General features: G+C 61.9%; 12 protein-coding genes. 7 read left to right on the top strand and 5 right to left on the bottom strand.

The window, feature by feature from the left end; genetic code table 11:
* Positions 1-27: 27 nt before the first annotated feature.
* Positions 28-1,002, bottom strand: a complete 975-nt coding sequence (locus tag NDN01_RS06900; RefSeq protein WP_272626627.1) for an alpha/beta hydrolase — start codon at positions 1,000-1,002, stop codon at positions 28-30.
* Positions 1,003-1,582: 580 nt separating this feature from the next.
* Between NDN01_RS06900 and NDN01_RS06895 the strand changes: the two genes are divergently transcribed.
* The 4 genes from NDN01_RS06895 to fucP all read left to right on the top strand — a co-directional run bounded on the left by NDN01_RS06895 (position 1,583) and on the right by fucP (position 6,207).
* Positions 1,583-2,716 (top strand): alpha/beta hydrolase, encoded by a 1,134-nt coding sequence (locus tag NDN01_RS06895; protein ID WP_272626626.1) that lies wholly within the window; start codon positions 1,583-1,585, stop codon positions 2,714-2,716.
* Positions 2,717-2,922: 206 nt separating this feature from the next.
* A complete protein-coding gene (locus NDN01_RS06890) occupies positions 2,923-3,855 on the top strand; it encodes a zinc-binding alcohol dehydrogenase family protein (protein WP_272626625.1) in 933 nt (310 codons plus the stop codon).
* A gap of 25 nt (positions 3,856-3,880) precedes the next feature.
* Positions 3,881-4,858 (top strand): aldo/keto reductase, encoded by a 978-nt coding sequence (locus tag NDN01_RS06885; RefSeq protein ID WP_272626624.1) that lies wholly within the window; start codon positions 3,881-3,883, stop codon positions 4,856-4,858.
* A gap of 53 nt (positions 4,859-4,911) precedes the next feature.
* Positions 4,912-6,207 (top strand): L-fucose:H+ symporter permease, encoded by a 1,296-nt coding sequence (gene fucP, locus NDN01_RS06880; RefSeq protein ID WP_272626623.1) that lies wholly within the window; start codon positions 4,912-4,914, stop codon positions 6,205-6,207.
* Here the strand turns inward: fucP and NDN01_RS06875 are convergent.
* On the bottom strand, positions 6,204-7,010 hold the full coding sequence (locus NDN01_RS06875) for an IclR family transcriptional regulator (protein ID WP_272626622.1): 807 nt from the start codon (positions 7,008-7,010) through the stop codon (positions 6,204-6,206). The two genes, fucP and NDN01_RS06875, sit on opposite strands and share 4 nt — an antisense overlap.
* Before the next feature lie 149 nt (positions 7,011-7,159).
* Here NDN01_RS06875 and NDN01_RS06870 point away from each other — a divergent pair, with 149 nt between their 5' ends.
* Together NDN01_RS06870 and NDN01_RS06865 are read left to right on the top strand one after the other, a co-directional pair.
* Entirely contained in the window at positions 7,160-7,945 is a 786-nt protein-coding gene (locus tag NDN01_RS06870) for an amidohydrolase family protein (RefSeq protein WP_336298369.1), read from the top strand.
* The gene (locus NDN01_RS06865; protein WP_272628055.1) at positions 7,936-10,608 is read left to right on the top strand and encodes a glycoside hydrolase family 3 C-terminal domain-containing protein; all 2,673 of its coding nucleotides are present in this window, start codon (positions 7,936-7,938) and stop codon (positions 10,606-10,608) included. The genes NDN01_RS06870 and NDN01_RS06865 overlap by 10 nt, the downstream gene beginning before the upstream one ends.
* Before the next feature lie 170 nt (positions 10,609-10,778).
* Here the strand turns inward: NDN01_RS06865 and NDN01_RS06860 are convergent, their stop codons facing one another.
* The 3 genes from NDN01_RS06860 to NDN01_RS06850 form a co-directional block, all read right to left on the bottom strand.
* Entirely contained in the window at positions 10,779-13,139 is a 2,361-nt protein-coding gene (locus tag NDN01_RS06860) for a glycoside hydrolase family 95 protein (protein WP_272626621.1), read from the bottom strand.
* Between the two features lie 126 nt (positions 13,140-13,265).
* Positions 13,266-14,654, bottom strand: a complete 1,389-nt coding sequence (locus tag NDN01_RS06855) for a sensor histidine kinase (RefSeq protein WP_272626620.1) — start codon at positions 14,652-14,654, stop codon at positions 13,266-13,268.
* Positions 14,654-15,343 carry a response regulator transcription factor gene (locus tag NDN01_RS06850; RefSeq protein WP_272626619.1) on the bottom strand — a complete coding sequence of 230 codons (690 nt, stop codon included), beginning with the start codon at positions 15,341-15,343 and terminating at the stop codon, positions 14,654-14,656. Before NDN01_RS06850 ends, NDN01_RS06855 begins: the two co-directional genes overlap by 1 nt.
* 427 nt (positions 15,344-15,770) lie before the next feature.
* Between NDN01_RS06850 and NDN01_RS25955 the strand changes: the two genes are divergently transcribed.
* Entirely contained in the window at positions 15,771-16,304 is a 534-nt protein-coding gene (locus NDN01_RS25955; protein ID WP_443025202.1) for a hypothetical protein, read from the top strand.
* The last annotated feature ends 36 nt before the right edge of the window (positions 16,305-16,340 follow it).

Here is a 16,340-nt window from a genome sequence, read left to right as displayed (position 1 = left end):
GCGCGAGTTTGATTTCCTGGTACATCATCAGTCCTTGAACAGGAGCGGCGCGAATTCGCGAAGGCTTCTTCTCCAGGAAAGAAATTCATGCGCCGTGTCGGGCGATACGTAGAAGACGCTGTTGAACCCCGATTTTTTCAAGGCATCAGCGTTTGCACGGGGATCCACCCTTGGGCCGCCGGGCGGCCCGCTGCGCCCACCCTGGAGTTCCCGACTTCCGAAACTGACGAAAACCAGCTTCACTTTGTTCTTGAAACCGACTGTTGCATTGACGTCTTCAACCGAAAAACTGCCACCGCTGAACAGGCCGACATAAGCGAACTTGTCCGGGTTGGCCGATGTGATCAGCTTGGTCTCGAACCCGCCCATGGAAAGCCCGGCCATCGCGCGGTGGCGTTGATCCGCCAGGGTGCGGAAGTGCGTGTCGACATACGGCATCAGTTCGTCGACAAGGACCGTCTGAAACGGCTTGATGTCGAAGCTCGCCAGCCCGCCGGGCCGCACATCGTTGGTCATGCCATAGGTCATGACGATGATGAACGGCTTCGTCTTTCCGGCCGCGATCAAATTATCCATGATCAGATTGGCATGCCCCTGGTTGGACCATGCCGTCTCATCCTCGCCCCAACCATGCTGGAGATACAAGACAGGGTAACGCGTGGCGGAATTCTTGTCATATCCCGGCGGGGTGTAGACGAAGGCCCGTCGCTGGGTCCCGGTGCTCGGCGATGCGAAGAGTATCTGCTCGACCCGCCCGTGCGGCACGTCCTTCAACGCATAGAAATCCGCGTCTCGCGCCGGTATCTCCACGCCGCTCTCCCACCGCGTCGAGCCGTAGAAGTTCAGTGTCCCGGGATCATTGAAGGTGCCGCCATCGACAGTGAGATGATAATAATGGAAGCCCTGGTCGAGCGGGCCGGCGGTGGTGCCGGTCCACGCGCCATCGGCGGCTTTCTGCAGGACGGTTCCGCCTCTGCCGCCAAGACCCAGGCTCACGCTCACGCCTTTCGCCTCCGGCGCTACCACACGGAAACGGACATGCCCCTGTGAATTGACCTGCGGATATTGTTGTCCGGGCTGGTTGACGGACGAAGGCTTGAAATCTTCTTTCACTGCCGGAGCAGGAGCATCGCCTACCGGCTTGGCAGTCTGAGCCGAAGCCGATCCGACGCAGACTATCGTGACAAGCACCGCCGAAATGACAGATTTCACAGAGACCTCCCCTGGTTGAGGCAGTTTGATCACCGCTCATGATTACTCAGACTTATTGCAGCACGCTGCCCAAGCTGCAAGGCTGATCCGGAGACGAGACCAGAAATGGTTCTGTCTGCGGGCGCCCGCTTCACCCGCGGTCTCGCATCGACCGCACCGTATTCGCGGCTTCGCAGGGGTGGAAATCCACGCGCCAGCGGCCCGCCCGTCCTGCTGGTCAACCCAGTAAAAACGAGGTTTTTCAGAGATTTTTGGTGGACTACAAACCGAAGCGGCCCGTAAAAACTCTTATCGTCACCCCAGTCCGCGCTCGCCACGCCGGATTGTATCCGCCACGCTTCGGCCTTTCGCGACCGCGCGAGGATTACAAATGTTGGCTGACTTGGAACGAACCAGCGGCAACCACGATCGCACTTTACTCAGAGTATTGGTTATGCGCTTATCCAACCAAGCCGCATTCCGGGGTAATTCCATCATCAGAATCCAGCACAGGATCAAGAATATGATCTCTTTTGCATCATCGAGCCTGGTCCCCAAGGTTTCGCGCGCCGCGCGGCGTATCGCTCCCGGCGTGGCATTGGTATTCGCTGTTCCCGCCTTTTCCGCTCAGCCGATTCAACAGCCCCCAGGCGCTATAGGCATATCCGCCGACGACAGCATAACTCCCCTCGCCTCGCCGGCCGAGCCGAACGCCATTGCCCTGGCGACAGGTGGAGTCGCGGGATCGACGGCCCCTGAGTCCTGGTTTCGTCAATATGGCACGGCTTTCACCCGCAACGTCAGTGTCGCGACGGTCACGCCTTTTCTGCCGGACCCCGCCAAGGCCACCGGCGCAGCCGTCATCGTAGCGCCCGGCGGAGGCGGCATCTTTCTCTCGGCGGAGGCCGAAGGCTGGAAAGTCGCGCAAGCCCTCGCGAACCGCGGCATCGCGGCGTTCGTTCTGAAGTACAGGACCCGACCGACACCCGCAGGAGCCTTGGAATTCAAGGCCGCGATGGACGCCATGTTCGCAAACGCAGGCCGGCGTGACAGCCGCCTCAAGCCGGACGCAGCGGCGGCACGCGTAAGCGACGCGATGGTCGATGCGTCCGCCGCCTTCAAGCTCATCCGCGACCACGCTCACGAGTGGCATGTCGATCCTCAGCGCGTCGGGATGATCGGCTTTTCGGCGGGCGCGATGGTCACGATGACCACCTTTCTTGGAATGCCGGCGACGAAGCCAGCCTTTATCGGCCCGATCTATGGGTCCATGGAGCCGGTGACAGTCCCAGCCGATGCGCCGCCCATGTTTGCGGTGCTTGCCGCAGACGACCCGCTGTTCGCGCGCAAAGGCCTGGGGCTGATCGACTCGTGGCAGCAGGCCGGTCGCCCAGTCGAATTTCACCTGTACGAACATGGGGGCCATGGCTTCGGCCTCGGCAAGAAAGGCACAACGACGACCGGATGGTTCGACGCGTTCGTGCTGTGGCTCGATACCAACGGATTTCTAGCTCCACGACGCTGAGCGCTTGCTCGGCTGCAGTGCCACCCGATTCCCTGCTGTGGATCGCTGACGGGCCAGATCGGCGCACATCTAATCTCATATACAGGATCAAGATTGCATATACGAAATATAGGCCATAGTCTGCCTGCATGAGAATCGTCGTATGCGAAGCCCCGTTCGAGGTTGAACTCGCCGAACGCGAGGAGCCAAAGGCGGCGGACGGCGAAGTGCTGGTGAGGATCCGCCGGGTCGGGTTGTGCGGCACGGATTACCATATCTTCGCCGGCCGCCATCCATTCCTGGCCTATCCCAGAGTCATGGGACATGAACTGGCCGGCGAGATCGAACAGGCCCCGTCCGGATCGGCGTTTCACAAGGGCCAGGTCGTCGCAATCAACCCGTATCTGTATTGCGGAACCTGCATTGCCTGCCGTCACGACAAGCCGAATGCCTGTGCCAATATCCAGGTGTTGGGTGTCCACGTGGACGGTGGCATGTGCGATATCCTGGCAGTGCCGGAAAGCGCGGTGATCGACGCTACCGGACTGACTTTCGATCAGGCGGCCATGCTGGAATTCCTCGCAATCGGCGCGCACGCTGTGAGCCGCGCACGACTGAAGTCGACGGACCATGTCCTGGTGACTGGGGCCGGGCCGATCGGCATCGCCACCGCTCTCTTCGCCCAGATCGAAGGTGCCAAGGTGACGCTGGTCGATACGCGACAGGCGCGTCTCGACTATGCGCTCAAAAACCTCGACCTGACAGATATCGAAACGGCCGGTCCAGACTTATCCGCAAAACTTGCCGAACGGACCGCGGGCGAGATGTTCGACGTGGTGTTCGACGCCACCGGGGCCTTGTCGGCAATGGCCCAGAGCCTCGCCTTCGTAGCCAATGGGGGCACACTCGTGCTTGTCGGGGTCGCCCCGGGCAATCTGATTTTCGACGACCCCGAGTTCCACAAGCGCGAGACCACGCTGCTCGCCAGCCGCAACGCGCTGTCGGCGGATTTCGACCGCGTCATCGCGGCCATTCGTGCCGGACACATCCCCTTCGATGCCCTGAAGACGCATGGCGTCCAGGCCGAAGACCTTCCGAAGCGCATCCCCATGCTCATCGCCGAAGCCGATAATGTCCTCAAGGCTATCGCTCATTTCTGAACATCCGAGAGCCCGCGCCGCGCTATTGGCGCGGCTCGCGGCGAGCGGGCTTTTCGGGTTCGGCGCGTCCTCGCTCGGCAATCTTTATCGCGAGGTCACCGACGCCGAGGCTCGAGGAGCGGTGGAGGCTGCCTGGATCAATGGCATACGGTATTTCGACACCGCGCCATTTTACGGTTTCGGACTGAGCGAACGGCGGCTCGGCGACGCGTTGCGCGGCTACGACCGGAACGACTATATTCTGTCGACCAAAGCTGGCCGCCTGCTGTTCCCGGCCGAGACCCGCGGTGTCCGGGACGGTTTCCACTCACCGATGCCGTTCGCGCCTGTCTTCGACTATAGTTACGATGGCGTCATGTGGTCGTTCGAGGCAAGCCTTCACCGGCTCGGGCTCGACCGTATCGATATCCTGCTCATGCACGATCTAGGCGGTAGCACGCACGGTTCCAATCATCGGCGCATGTCCGAACAAGCGATCAACGGTGGCTTCCGCGCGCTTATGGAACTCCGGGATCAGGGCGTCGTCTCGGCCATCGGGCTCGGCGTAAACGAGATCGCCGTCTGTGAAGACAGCGTCGCCCATGCCGATTTTGATCTCTTCCTGATCGCTGGACGCCTCAGTTTGCTCGATCAAAGCGCATCGTCGTTTTTCGATATCTGCCGCAAACGTGGTGTCGGCATCCTGGCCGCGGGTGTGTTCAGTTCGGGAATCCTCGCCACCGGCCCTGCCAGCCCCGCCGCCCGCCACGCTTATGCGCCCGCCTCGGAAGGCGTGCGAGCACGCGTCGAAGCGATCGAGCGAATATGCCGGGCTTTCGACGTATCGCTTCCATCGGCGGCCCTGCGGTTCGTCGCGCGCCACTCGGGAGTGACCCTGCCCGTGATTGGCGTAAGCAACGCGGCCGAGGTCTACGCCGCAGTCGAGTTTAGTCGGATTTCGCTGCCCGACGCCCTGTGGGAGGCACTGGCACCGGTTCTGCAGACGGGGGATCCCCCCGCCTGATCGGATCAGGCGAAAGCAAAAGAAAAAAGTCGAGCGGGATGTTGGGGACAAAGATGAACGTCACTTCAGAAGCCACCGAGCTGACGGGCGAAAGGCGCGGTTTCGTCACCCCGCGGTTCCGCTGGGGTTTCGTTCTGGTCGTGAGTCTTTTTTTCCTCTGGGCGCTTGCCAATAACTTCAACGACATCCTGATACGTCAATTTCAAAAGTCGCTTGGTTTGAATAGGGCGGAGGCTGGGTTCATCCAGTTCGTTTTCTATATCGGTTACTTCGTCGTCGCGCTGCCGGCCGGCCTGTTGATGCGGCGGTTCGGCTATCGCGCCGGTATCCTGACCGGGCTTTGCCTTTACGCAGGCGGCGCCCTGCTCTTTTATCCGGCGTCGCAGATGCTGAGCTACGCGATGTTTCTCTTCGCCTTGTTCGTCATCGCAGCGGGCGCTGCCTGCCTGGAGACGACGGCGAACGCCTATACGGCCGCATTCGGGAATCCGGATACTGCGGTGCAGAGGCTCAACCTCGCCCAGGCTTTCAATGGATTGGGCGGTTTCATCGCACCGATTGTCGGGGGACTATTGATCTTTTCCGGCATCGAGCATTCCGGCGAGACCCTTGTGGCCATGTCCCCGTCCGAACTTGCCGCCTATCGCGCGATGGAGGCAACGACGGTGCAGTTGCCGTACCTGCTGCTCGCAGGGGCCGCACTCGCAGTTGCGGCGGCGGTGGCTTTCGCACCATTGCCCGAGGCACGTTCCAGCACGACTGCTCCGCTCGGCGCGCAGTTTGCGGCGCTGATCCGTCATCGGCCGCTGATTGGTGCGGTGATCGCGCAATTTTTCTACGTCGGCGCTCAAGTCGGCATCTGGAGCTTTTTCATCGACTTCGTGAAAGACGTCGCACCCGAGATCAGCGAACGTAACGCTGCCTTCTTGCTGTCGGTCAGCCTCGTTCTCTTCATGATCGGTCGCTTCAGCGGTGCGGCGCTTATGTGGCGTGTCCGGCCGGCGACACTCCTGGGTATCTACGCGGTGGTCAATATCCTGCTCTGCGGCTTGGCGGCAACAGGACTTGGCGTGGCTTCTCTGGCCGCGCTCATTCTCGCCAGCTTCTTCATGTCGATCATGTTTCCCACGATCTTTGCCCTCGGGGTGGAGGACCTCGACACTGCGCGCCCGCTCGGATCCTCCCTCATCATCATGGCGATTATCGGTGGCGCGATCTTTCCGCCGTTGATGGGAGCGATCGCTGAGCGTGCAGGCGGCGTGCCGGCCGCCTTGCTGTTGCCCTTGGCATGCTTCGCCGTGATCGCCGGCTACGCACAGCTGGCGCGCACCGCCAGTCCTTGGCGTTAGGCGGAAGGCGGTTCCGCGTGGCTCACTGCACTATGTCCAAGAGCTTCCGAAATTCTCGCCACCGCCTCGTCGAGCCTGGTGCGAGCTTCGTCAAGGCCAACCTTTTGCGAGCCGTCGATCAATTCGAGAAAGGGGATCGTCAGCGCCCCCACCACCGCACCGTCGAAGCCGAACACCGGACAGCTGATATCGGTCACGCCATATGTAATGGGACTTTGCCTGCTGTCGAAGCCGCGCTTTCGGATCGTCGCGAGATGATCCAAAAGCTGGCTCGGGTCGAATTCAGCGGTGGCGACGGCCTGCGCTGCCTCGATGATCGCGTCCGCGCGCTGCGAGGTCGAAAAAGCAAGAATAACCTGTCCCGAACAGCTGCGGATCATATCGACGCGGCTTCCGACCTTCAGCGAGAAACCGCGCATGCCAGGTTGCTCCTCACGCGCGAGCACAAGCCCGCTCCCCCCGTTCGGAACGACGAAATGGCAGGACTGTCCCGTCTCACGCGCAAGCCTCTGCATTTCCGGGAGCGCTGCACGCGTGAGATCCTGCGCAGGCGTCGCACGAAACGCGATGTCGAGGAGCTTGTAGGTTACGGTGTAGCGATCCGTTCGGGCAGATTTTCGGAGATAACCGAGCCGTTCGAGCACGATCACGATGCGGAACAGTTCGCCGACCGACCGGCCGAGTTCCCCGGCCATCTCGCTCACCAGCGCTCCATCCGGCCGCTCGGCCAGCAGTTCGATGATCTCGAACGTCTTTTCGATCGCGGGCGCCGAATAGGTTCCCTTTGGGACGGTGCGGACCATGGACCTCTTTCGCGCTTCTTCATGTCCAGATGCATCGTTGCCGACCTCCGTGTAAAGCTCGGGAAAGATCGTCGATGATCGACGCTCATCAGCATTTCTGGACTCTCGCCACACCGGGACATTAATGGCCGACTCGTAACGAGCCTGCGATCCACCGGGATTTCGGCCCGGAGGACCTGGCGAGAGAAGCGCTCGGGCTTGGCCTGGAGGCCACCGTGCTCGTGCAGTCTCAACCCAGTGATGCGGACACCGACTGGTTGCTGGACCTCGCACGGAAAACCTCGCTGGTTGCAGCGGTGGTCGGGTGGGTGGACATAACCGCCCGCGACGCACCGAAAAGAATCGCAACACTGGCGCAAGCGCCTAAGCTTCGGGGCCTCCGCCCCATGCTCCAATCGATAACCGACACCAGGTGGCTGCTGCGAGACGCGGTTGCGCCCGCGATTGTCGCGATGCAGCAGCACGGCTTGAGGCTGGACGCGCTGGTTCAGCCTCGACACCTCTCGATGCTCGCTCGTTTTGCCGACCGCTGGCCCGATCTTCCGATCGTCATCGATCACGGAGGGAAACCGCACATCTCGCGAGAGATGCTCGATCCTTGGCGGATGGAAATAGCCGCGCTGGCGGCCCGCGGCGTCTGGTGCAAGCTTTCAGGCCTGCGCACCGAACAGAGTGCCGGCCAACCTGCGACGGCGCTCCGACCCTATGTCGAGCACCTAATCGACATTTTCGGGGACCGGTTGATGTGGGGCAGCGACTGGCCGGTGCTGCGTCTTTCGGGCGACAGGTATCACGAATGGGTCGTCACAGCGACGCGCCTCACCGGGCTTGGCAAATCGCAACACGAGCGCCTGTTCGCTGGTGCGGCCGCAGAATTTTACGGCCTGTCGCAGACCGAGCAAACGAGGAAGATGGGAGAGAGACTATGGCGATGAGCCGACTTCGCAAACTGCGGCAGGCAATGCTTCTCGGCATTGCGCTGTCGGCAACGCCCGCCACTGCGCAATCGGGCGTCAGCGACGCCAAAGCGACTGCGGACCGCATGGCTGCACAGATAGTCACGAAGCTCACTCTCGACGAAAAATTGGATCAACTCGTCAACGTCGCCCCTGCCATCTCGCGGCTCGACGTACCGGACTATAACTGGTGGACAGAATCGCTTCATGGAGCGCTCGGCTCGGTCCCGACCACCAATTTTCCCGAGCCGATCGGGCTTGCCGCCACATTCGACGCCCCCTTGGTCAAGGATGTTGCGGGCGTCATCAGCACCGAAGTGCGCGGCCTGCACACGCTGGCGCGCCAGACCGGCAAGACCGGACGGATCGGGACCGGTCTCGATACCTGGTCGCCAAACATCAACATCTTCCGCGATCCGCGTTGGGGACGCGGTCAGGAGACGTACGGAGAGGATCCGTTTCTCTCCGCCCGGCTCGGTGTTGCTTTCATCACCGGCATTCAGGGACCGAACCCCGACCTTCCGGACGTGATCGCGACGCCGAAGCATTTTGCGGTCCATAGCGGCCCGGAATCGACCCGCCACGGCGCCAACGTCTTTGTCTCCTTGCATGATCTGGAGGACACCTACCTGCCCGCTTTCCGTGCCGCTATCGTGGAGGGCAAGGCCGGGTCGGTCATGTGCGCCTATAACCGGATCGACGGTCAGCCCGCCTGTGCAAGCGATCTTCTGCTGAAGGATCATCTGCGCGGCGCATGGCGCTTTAACGGCTATGTCGTTTCTGACTGCGATGCGGTCAGGGACATCAGCGACAATCACAAATATGCCCCCGATGCGGCCGCCGCAGTCGCCGCGGCGATGCGCGCCGGGGTCGATAGCGAATGCAATGGTGCGACGCTCGGTGACGCCGGCGGTCTCGGGGAACGCTATCGCGAGGCCTTGGAGCGCGGGCTGATCTCGATCGGCGACATCGATCGCGCACTGATCCGGCTCTTCGCCGCGCGCATCCGAACTGGTGACTTGCCGGGCCTTCGCACCGACACCGTGCCGTCATCGGCCATCGGAGCGCCCGAACATGATCGGATTGCCTTGAATGCCGCCGAAAAAAGCCTTGTCCTGCTCAAGAATGATGGGGTCCTGCCGCTTCGCCGCGGCGTGCGCGTCGCGGTGATCGGCCCGCTCGGCGACGCTACCCGCGTTCTGCGCGGCAACTATTCAGCACCTATGTCTGCGCCGCCAATTTCTGTCCTGGACGGGCTTCGCCAAGCCATGCCGGGCGCCAGCATCAGCTATGCGCCAGCGGCGCCCACGTTCACCGACGGAGACCGAATCCCTTCGACCGCGCTACGGACACCCGATGGTGCGCCCGGCCTGCTCGCGCGCTACTACAATGCGACGACCACTCCTCCGCGCTTTTTCACGTCAAATGCCTCGCGCAAGAACCTGGCCGATCTGAAATACGCGCCCACGCCGTCGATTACGCGGCGCGAGGCCGATGTCGGCGGACGCGGTCTGTCGCTGAAGGAAGTCACCGACTATCACCGCGTCGTATGGACCGGTTTCATCGTCCCCCCTGAGAGTGGGACCTATCGGCTCGGCATGAACGGGACGGACGGCGAGATGACGCTCGACGGCAAGCCGTTCGTCGATCTGAGCAAGTCTCAGTGGAACAGCCTTCCGACGATGAAGATTGTCGAACTCGTCAAGGGCAAGCGCTATCCGGTCGAAATCACAGCGACCGCTCATGGGTCTGCCGGGACGGGTTTGGTCTGGAAACGCGTTTCCAATACGCCGGGTGCCGCTCTCGCCGCCGCTGCCGCGAAGGCCGACGTCCTTGTAGCGGTCGTGGGTCTGACATCGGACCTGGAGGCGGAAGAATCGCCCGTCGAGGTTCCGGGATTCAAGGGCGGCGACAAGACGACGCTCGATCTCCCTGCCGATCAGATTGCCCTGCTGCAGAAAGCGAAAGCGACCGGAAAGCCGCTGGTGGTGGTGGCGATGAACGGAAGTCCGATCAACCTGTCCTGGGCCAAGGATAATTCAGCTGCGCTGATCGAGGCCTGGTATCCCGGCCAGTCTGGCGGCCTCGCGATCGCGAACGTCCTGTCCGGCCGCACCAACCCGAGCGGCCGCCTACCACTGACCTTCTACCGGAGCATTGGCGATCTGCCGCCCTTTGGCGATTATGACATGAAGGGACGCACGTATCGCTACTTCACTGGCAAGCCGGTGTATCCTTTCGGCTACGGGCTCAGCTACACCAGCTTCGCCTATGCGCCGGTCAAGGTCGATACGGCCCGCGGCGGAGCCGAAAAGGGCGTCCGCATTACAACTGAGATCCGAAACACCGGCACCCGGCCCGGCGACGAGGTCGCTCAGCTCTATCTGAACTTCCCGGACGAGCCCGGCACGCCGCGTGTCGCGCTGCGGGGTTTCCAACGCCTTTCCCTGAAACCGGGCGAGGCGCGGAAGGTCAGCTTCGACCTCAGCCCGCGCGACCTGAGCACTGTCGCACTCGACGGTACCCGTCGGGTCCTGAAGGGACAGTACCGCGTGACGGTGGGTTCGGGTCAGCCTGAGACAGGCGTGGCAGGCCAATCTGCCGTCTTTAGAGTCGATGATCCCGTCGATCTGCCAAAATGATTGCGGCGGAGGCGATGCGGTATCAGCAGCGATGTCGGGCCCGGTAATGCCGGCGTGGCATCGCGTCGTCCTCCTTGGGAGCGCCCCGGTCGCGGCGTCCGTCGGTCCGAGTTAGCCTTGCTTTGACATGCGAGAGCGGTGCGGAAGGCACGCGCCATTGCCATCAGCCATCAGACTTGGCGCGAGAGAGAGCGCCCTCTTAGGCGAACAGGTTTGCCCGGTTTCAGCGTGACGATCGTTCGTGCGTCGCCAAGGCGGACGGTGCGCTTGCCCGCGATACCGCCCGTCAGGGTCACCGACAAAATCTCGCCGTCTTTCCAGGCCAGATCAACCCGGCAGCGACCTCGCGCCCGGAGGCCAGTCATCGAGCCGGTAGGCCATGCCGAGGGCAATGCGGGCAACAACAGAATCTCATCGCCACGGCTTTGCATGAGCATCTCCGCCATGGCTGCTGCACCGCCAAAATTGCCGTCGATTTGAAACGGCGGGTGAGCGTCGAACATGTTGGGATAGGTGCGCCCGGGCCCGAGCAGAAACCGGAGGATTCGGTGCGCATGCTCGCCGTCCCGCAATCGCGCCCAGAGATTGGCGCGCCAGGCGGTCGCCCATCCCGTCGACTCATCGCCCCGCAACTCGAGCGATCGCCGTGCCGCACGCGCAAGGTCCGGCGTGTCGTCAAGATTGATCTGATGGCTCGGATACAGGCCGTAGAGATGCGACACATGCCGATGATGCGGCTCTGGCGCCTGGGCGTCCCAGTCTTCGTGCCATTCCTGCAACTGACCCTGCGCGCCGATCCGGTCGCGGGCGAGACGCGCGCGGGTCGCCCGCACCTGGGTAACAAAGTCCGCGTCGACGTTCAGGATTCCCGCCGCAGCTGACACCTGATCGAACAGGTCGCGCAAGATCTGCATGTCCATTGCCGGGCCGGCACAGATCGAAGCACCTTTTGGATGCACATTTTCCGGTGACAGCGACGGGTTGGTGACGAGTTCCCCGCTGGTGGGATCGGATTGCAGGACGTCCAGGAAGAAAAGGGCTGCATCGCGCATAAGCGGATATACCGAGCGCAGATAGGCAAGGTCCCGGCCGTAATCGAAGCGATCCCATAAATGCGTGCATAGCCATGCGCCGCCGAGCGGCCACAAGCCCCACTGCGCTCCGTCGATCGGCGCCGTCGCACGCCACAGGTCGCTATTGTGGTGAGCGACCCAGCCGCGAGCGCCGTACATTTCCCGCGCCGTCCGGCTACCTGTCTCTGAAAGTTCACGGACCATCTTGATCAACGGCTCGGTGCATTCGGCGAGCCCAGTCGGCTCGGCGGGCCAATAATTCATCTCGGTATTGATGTTTATCGTATATTTGGATCCCCAGGGCGGAGCGATGCTTTCGTTCCAGATGCCCTGGAGATTTGCCGGCTGGCTCCCCGGCCGTGAAGAACAGATCAGCAAATAGCGCCCATATTGGAAATACAGTGCGGCGAGTGCTGGATCGTTGGAGCTTTCGCTGGTCCGGATCCGCTCATCCGTCGGGCGGTCGGCCTCAGGTGTCGATCCAAGATCGAAAGACACGCCCCTGTAGAGACGCCGATGCTCGGCTGTCGTTTCGGCAGCGATCTGCCGAAAGGCGAGCGCGCGCGCCCCAGCGATCTGCTCAGCTGTAACCTGCGACGGGTCACCCGCGACGTCCTGAGGTCCACGGTAGCTTGTCGCAATCGCGATCAGCAATGTGACTGCGTCGGCCGCCCGAACGGCCAGGCCCGCGTCACCCACGGTGAGCGTACCACCTGTGGGACGCACCTGGACACGGGCCTCGAACCTGAGGGCGGCAGCAATACCCTTCTCCGCGCGGTTGCGTCCGGCGAGCTGGATCGTGGCGCCGGAGACCTTCACTTCGGCGTCGTGCGGCGACTTCAACATGACGTTCAAATCGATGGCGCCCGCTAGGCTCGCCTCGATATGAACAGCGATGACCTGGCGGATCGGGGATGCCACGACCGACCGGCGAAAGTGAACTCCATTTGACACAAAACGGGTCGTAGCGATCGCCCCATCGATATCCAGCTCACGCTCATACTCGGTCACAGCCACGCCTGCCGCCCCCGGCATCTCGATCAGCAGATCGCCGATCGTCTGATAGGGCATCTGGGTGAGCGGCTTGGCCATGAGCTTGGCATTGGCAAGCGCCTGCGCCTCGGCATATCGGCCCGCAAAGATCAGGTTTCGCACGTTAGGCAGGGCGGCACGCGCCTCGCCATTGACGGGATCATATGGGCCTCCGGCCCATAGCGTGTCCTCGTTCAGCTGTAGCCGTTCCTGCGCGGTTCCACCGAAGACCATAGCGCCCAGGCGGCCATTGCCGACCGGCAGCGCCTCGGTCCATTCGCGCGCCGGCTGACGATACCATAGACGGTGTTGATGGGGCGAAGTGACGGCGGCCGACTTTTCCGGAATCATCAACCCGGCTGCAACGCCGGCAGACCCTCTCAGAACCGTTCGCCGCGAAATGTCTTTGTTATCGCCACTCGTCATCCATGCCCCCCCATGCGATGCAGCGCGGACCCACCGCAACCTTCATTCTACAAGTGAAATCCAATTCTCATATATAGTTTTTTAGCCTGACTGGCTTGGTGCGAGTTTGGCGTCCTCTCGGCATGTCTAAGCAGCGTTGAGAGAGGGTCTTGGCAGCGCCAATGTCGCGATCAAGCCGCCGCCTGGCGCATTGGCGAGAAAGACACGGCCGCCAAACGTCTTGGCCTGCGCTCGAGCGATCGTCAGGCCGATCCCGGTCCCTCCGGTTGAGCGAGAGCGGCTCGCTTCTCCTCGCACAAAGGGTTCGAACATTCGCTCAAGATCGGTGCCGGGAATACCGGGACCATCGTCATGGATTTCAATGGTCACGCCACTTTCGGTAGAGATGGCAATGATACGTGCGCGACCAGCATAGCGTACCGCATTGTCGAGGAGGTTCTGAAGTACGCGCGCCAGAGCGTCCGGCTTGGAGCGGATCACGAGCTGACACTCCCGACTCGTAACATCGTGTCCATCCTGCACCGCTTCGTCGACAAGGCTTTCGATCAGCGAGTTCAGGTCGAGCATTGCCCATTCCTCGTTGGACTCGCTGCTGCGTGCTAGCGTCAGGCCTTCCCTGACGAGACGGAGCATCATCGCAAGGTCGGTGATCAGACGCTCGCGCAGGGCAATGTCGTCGATCTGCTCAAGGCGTAGGCGCATTCGCGTAAGAGGCGTCTGGAGATCGTGACTGATGGCAGCCAGGATCCGTGTCCGTTCACGGACTCCCTCGCGCACCCGCCGCTGCATGATGTTGAACGCGACGAACGCATCCCGGACGTCGGTCGGGCCTGTCTCTGCAATCGGCTCGGCATCGATATCGTCCGAGAAGGCATGGGCGGCAAGGGTCAGCTTGTCCAGCGAAGCCAGCGCCAGCCGGGCTACGATAATCGAGAGGATCGCCGCGGCCACGATGATGAGCAACAGATATACCGGATTGAGCGTCGCACTTCGCTGAACGCCCAGCGCAGGCAAGTCGAACGCGATCAAGGTGAACGGTCCTCCTTCCGGATTGCGAGCCTTTACGACCCAACATTCCGGCAGAAGCGGGACAAAGCCGGCGGCCCGCTGACTGAATTTGGCTTCCAGATCTTTGGTGAATGGTCCGAAACACTCCTCGAAGCGCGCCTTGAACCCGGTGGCGTCGCGCCCTTGAGGCAAACGCTTGCGCAAGGCGGTCTCCAAGGCGCGATCGATCGGTTGGCTCCCGCCCGTTTTTCCCTTGTAGGAATGCGCACCGATAATGCCTCCGTTCGAAAGAAGCGACGAAGTCTGCGCCGGCGCACTATCCAGGCGGCGAAGCACATCTTCGGCGCTCAGGGCGATACGTTCGGCCCTGAACCGCTCGAACTCGTGTTGACGGACGCGTTCGGCCACCGCCAGCGAAGAGATTGCGGCCGCGCTCATCCCGATCGTCAGGATGATGACCAATCGACCCGCCAGCGATGCGAAGAAGCGGACCGCCGTGTTCGCCATCACAGGAATTCGACGTCGCTGGCAAGGCAATAGCCTTGATTGCGGACCGACAATATCAGGTCTTCGCCACCGGGTTCTCGCGCAAGCCTCCTGCGAATTCGGTAAATGCGGCTGTCCAGCGACCGATCCAGCCAGACCGTCATCTTTCGTTCCGGCGCCAGGTCGTCGCGTTGCAGCACGCTGTGGGGCGCACGAACGAAGCGAAGCAGGACCTCGTAGTCCCCCGAGGGAAGCACGACCACGCTGTCGTCGGGAGCGACGAGCCTGCGTTTGACGAGATCAAGTCTCCAGGGGCCAAATCGCGCAAAGCGGGCGCCGACCTCGCGTGAATCGTCCTGCGACCCTTGCACGCGCCTGAGCAGGCCTCTCACCCGAGCGATGAGTTCACGGGGCTCGAAGGGTTTGACGAGATAATCGTCTGCTCCCGTTTCGAGACCCAGGATCCGATCAGCCGCCGCGTCTCGCGCGGAAACGATGATGATCGCTGGATGTGTTTGCCCTGTCCGTAGCTGTTGGCACAGATCGATACCGTCACCATCGGGAAGCGTCAGATCGAGGATGACGATGTCGATCGCACTTGCAGACAAAGCCAGGGTCGCCTGACGGACATCGCCTGCGGTTTCCACCTCGAAACCCGCGCGAACAAGCTGCTCGCGCACCAAATCCCGGATCTCATCATCGTCGTCCACGACGAGAAGGCGTCCCGGGGGAAGATGTGTATTTTCGGTCACAAGAAGAGCAATAGGTCGTGCGGGCGAGAGCGAAAGGGCTTGGCGACAATATGCTACAAATCACCGTTACAAGCTTTGTCCGGCGTCGGGAACGCGCGACAAACCTCATCTCGATGAACGAGAAACGCGCCGTGCGGCTCCGGAACGGCCCCTCACATGTTGGGTCCTTTTCCCAACCGGACATAGAGCGCATCCTAGGCTTCGTGGACGAAGCTTGACGCGGTGGATTGGGGTTGATTCAAGGCTGCCTTTTGGAGGCGGCGTTGGGCGAGCGGATTGGTCTTTTGGACGAGGAGTGGGATCTGATCGGGCCATTGCTTCCGTCGGAGCGAGGACGCGGTTGCCGGCCGGCTGGTGACAATCGTCCCTTCTTTGAGGGCATGATGTGAAGGGCTTTGGCCCGCTGTTCCGCATGATCACGGACAAGGCCAAGGCATTGCTTGCCAACCGTGGCTATGATGTCGACGCCATCCGCGCGGAGATCGCCTTCCATGGCGTCCAGGCGGTGATCCCCGCCAAGCGCGGACGTCGCAACCCAGCCCTCCACGACCGCGACAAATACCGCCAGCGCAACGTGTCGAGCAACTCTTCAACAAGCTCAAGAAATGGCGACGCGTCGCCACACGTCACGACAAAACCAGAGAATCCTACCTCGGCTTCGTCAGCCTCGCTTCAGCATTGCTGTGGCTCCCTTTTGTCCACGAAACCTAGAAATGTTGGCGTAGCCGAAGCGCTGAGCATTCCTGATACCAACGACTTCCACCCAGTCGTAGCGCCCCTGCAATTCTACCAGAGGGCGCGTTTTTATCCAGGCCAGTACGTCGGCGAGCGTGAGTCTCGGGCAGCGGCCGTGTTTGCTCTGGCCGCTGTCTGGTTCGTATTCAGTCGGGAATCCCTCGGGCCGTCTCTTAGCCGCTGACGGTGATATCCGTGCGGTAACGCGTCGACCCGATAT

Origin of the sequence: Sphingomonas sp. QA11 (assembly GCF_028473665.1) — a bacterium.
GTDB lineage: Bacteria > Pseudomonadota > Alphaproteobacteria > Sphingomonadales > Sphingomonadaceae > Sphingomonas > Sphingomonas phytovorans.
Note: the sequence above shows the minus strand (reverse complement) of the source record. Positions and strands in the feature narration are given on the sequence as shown.

Excerpts from the sequence above, each read along its gene's own strand:
- NDN01_RS06875 (WP_272626622.1), bottom strand. The coding sequence starts at position 7,010 with ATGGTCCGCACCGTCCCAAAGGGAACCTATTCGGCGCCCGCGATCGAA.
- NDN01_RS06895 (WP_272626626.1), top strand. The coding sequence starts at position 1,583 with ATGTTGGCTGACTTGGAACGAACCAGCGGCAACCACGATCGCACTTTA.
- fucP (WP_272626623.1), top strand. The coding sequence starts at position 4,912 with ATGAACGTCACTTCAGAAGCCACCGAGCTGACGGGCGAAAGGCGCGGT.
- NDN01_RS06855 (WP_272626620.1), bottom strand. The coding sequence starts at position 14,654 with ATGGCGAACACGGCGGTCCGCTTCTTCGCATCGCTGGCGGGTCGATTG.
- NDN01_RS06860 (WP_272626621.1), bottom strand. The coding sequence starts at position 13,139 with ATGACGAGTGGCGATAACAAAGACATTTCGCGGCGAACGGTTCTGAGA.
- NDN01_RS06865 (WP_272628055.1), top strand. The coding sequence starts at position 7,936 with ATGGCGATGAGCCGACTTCGCAAACTGCGGCAGGCAATGCTTCTCGGC.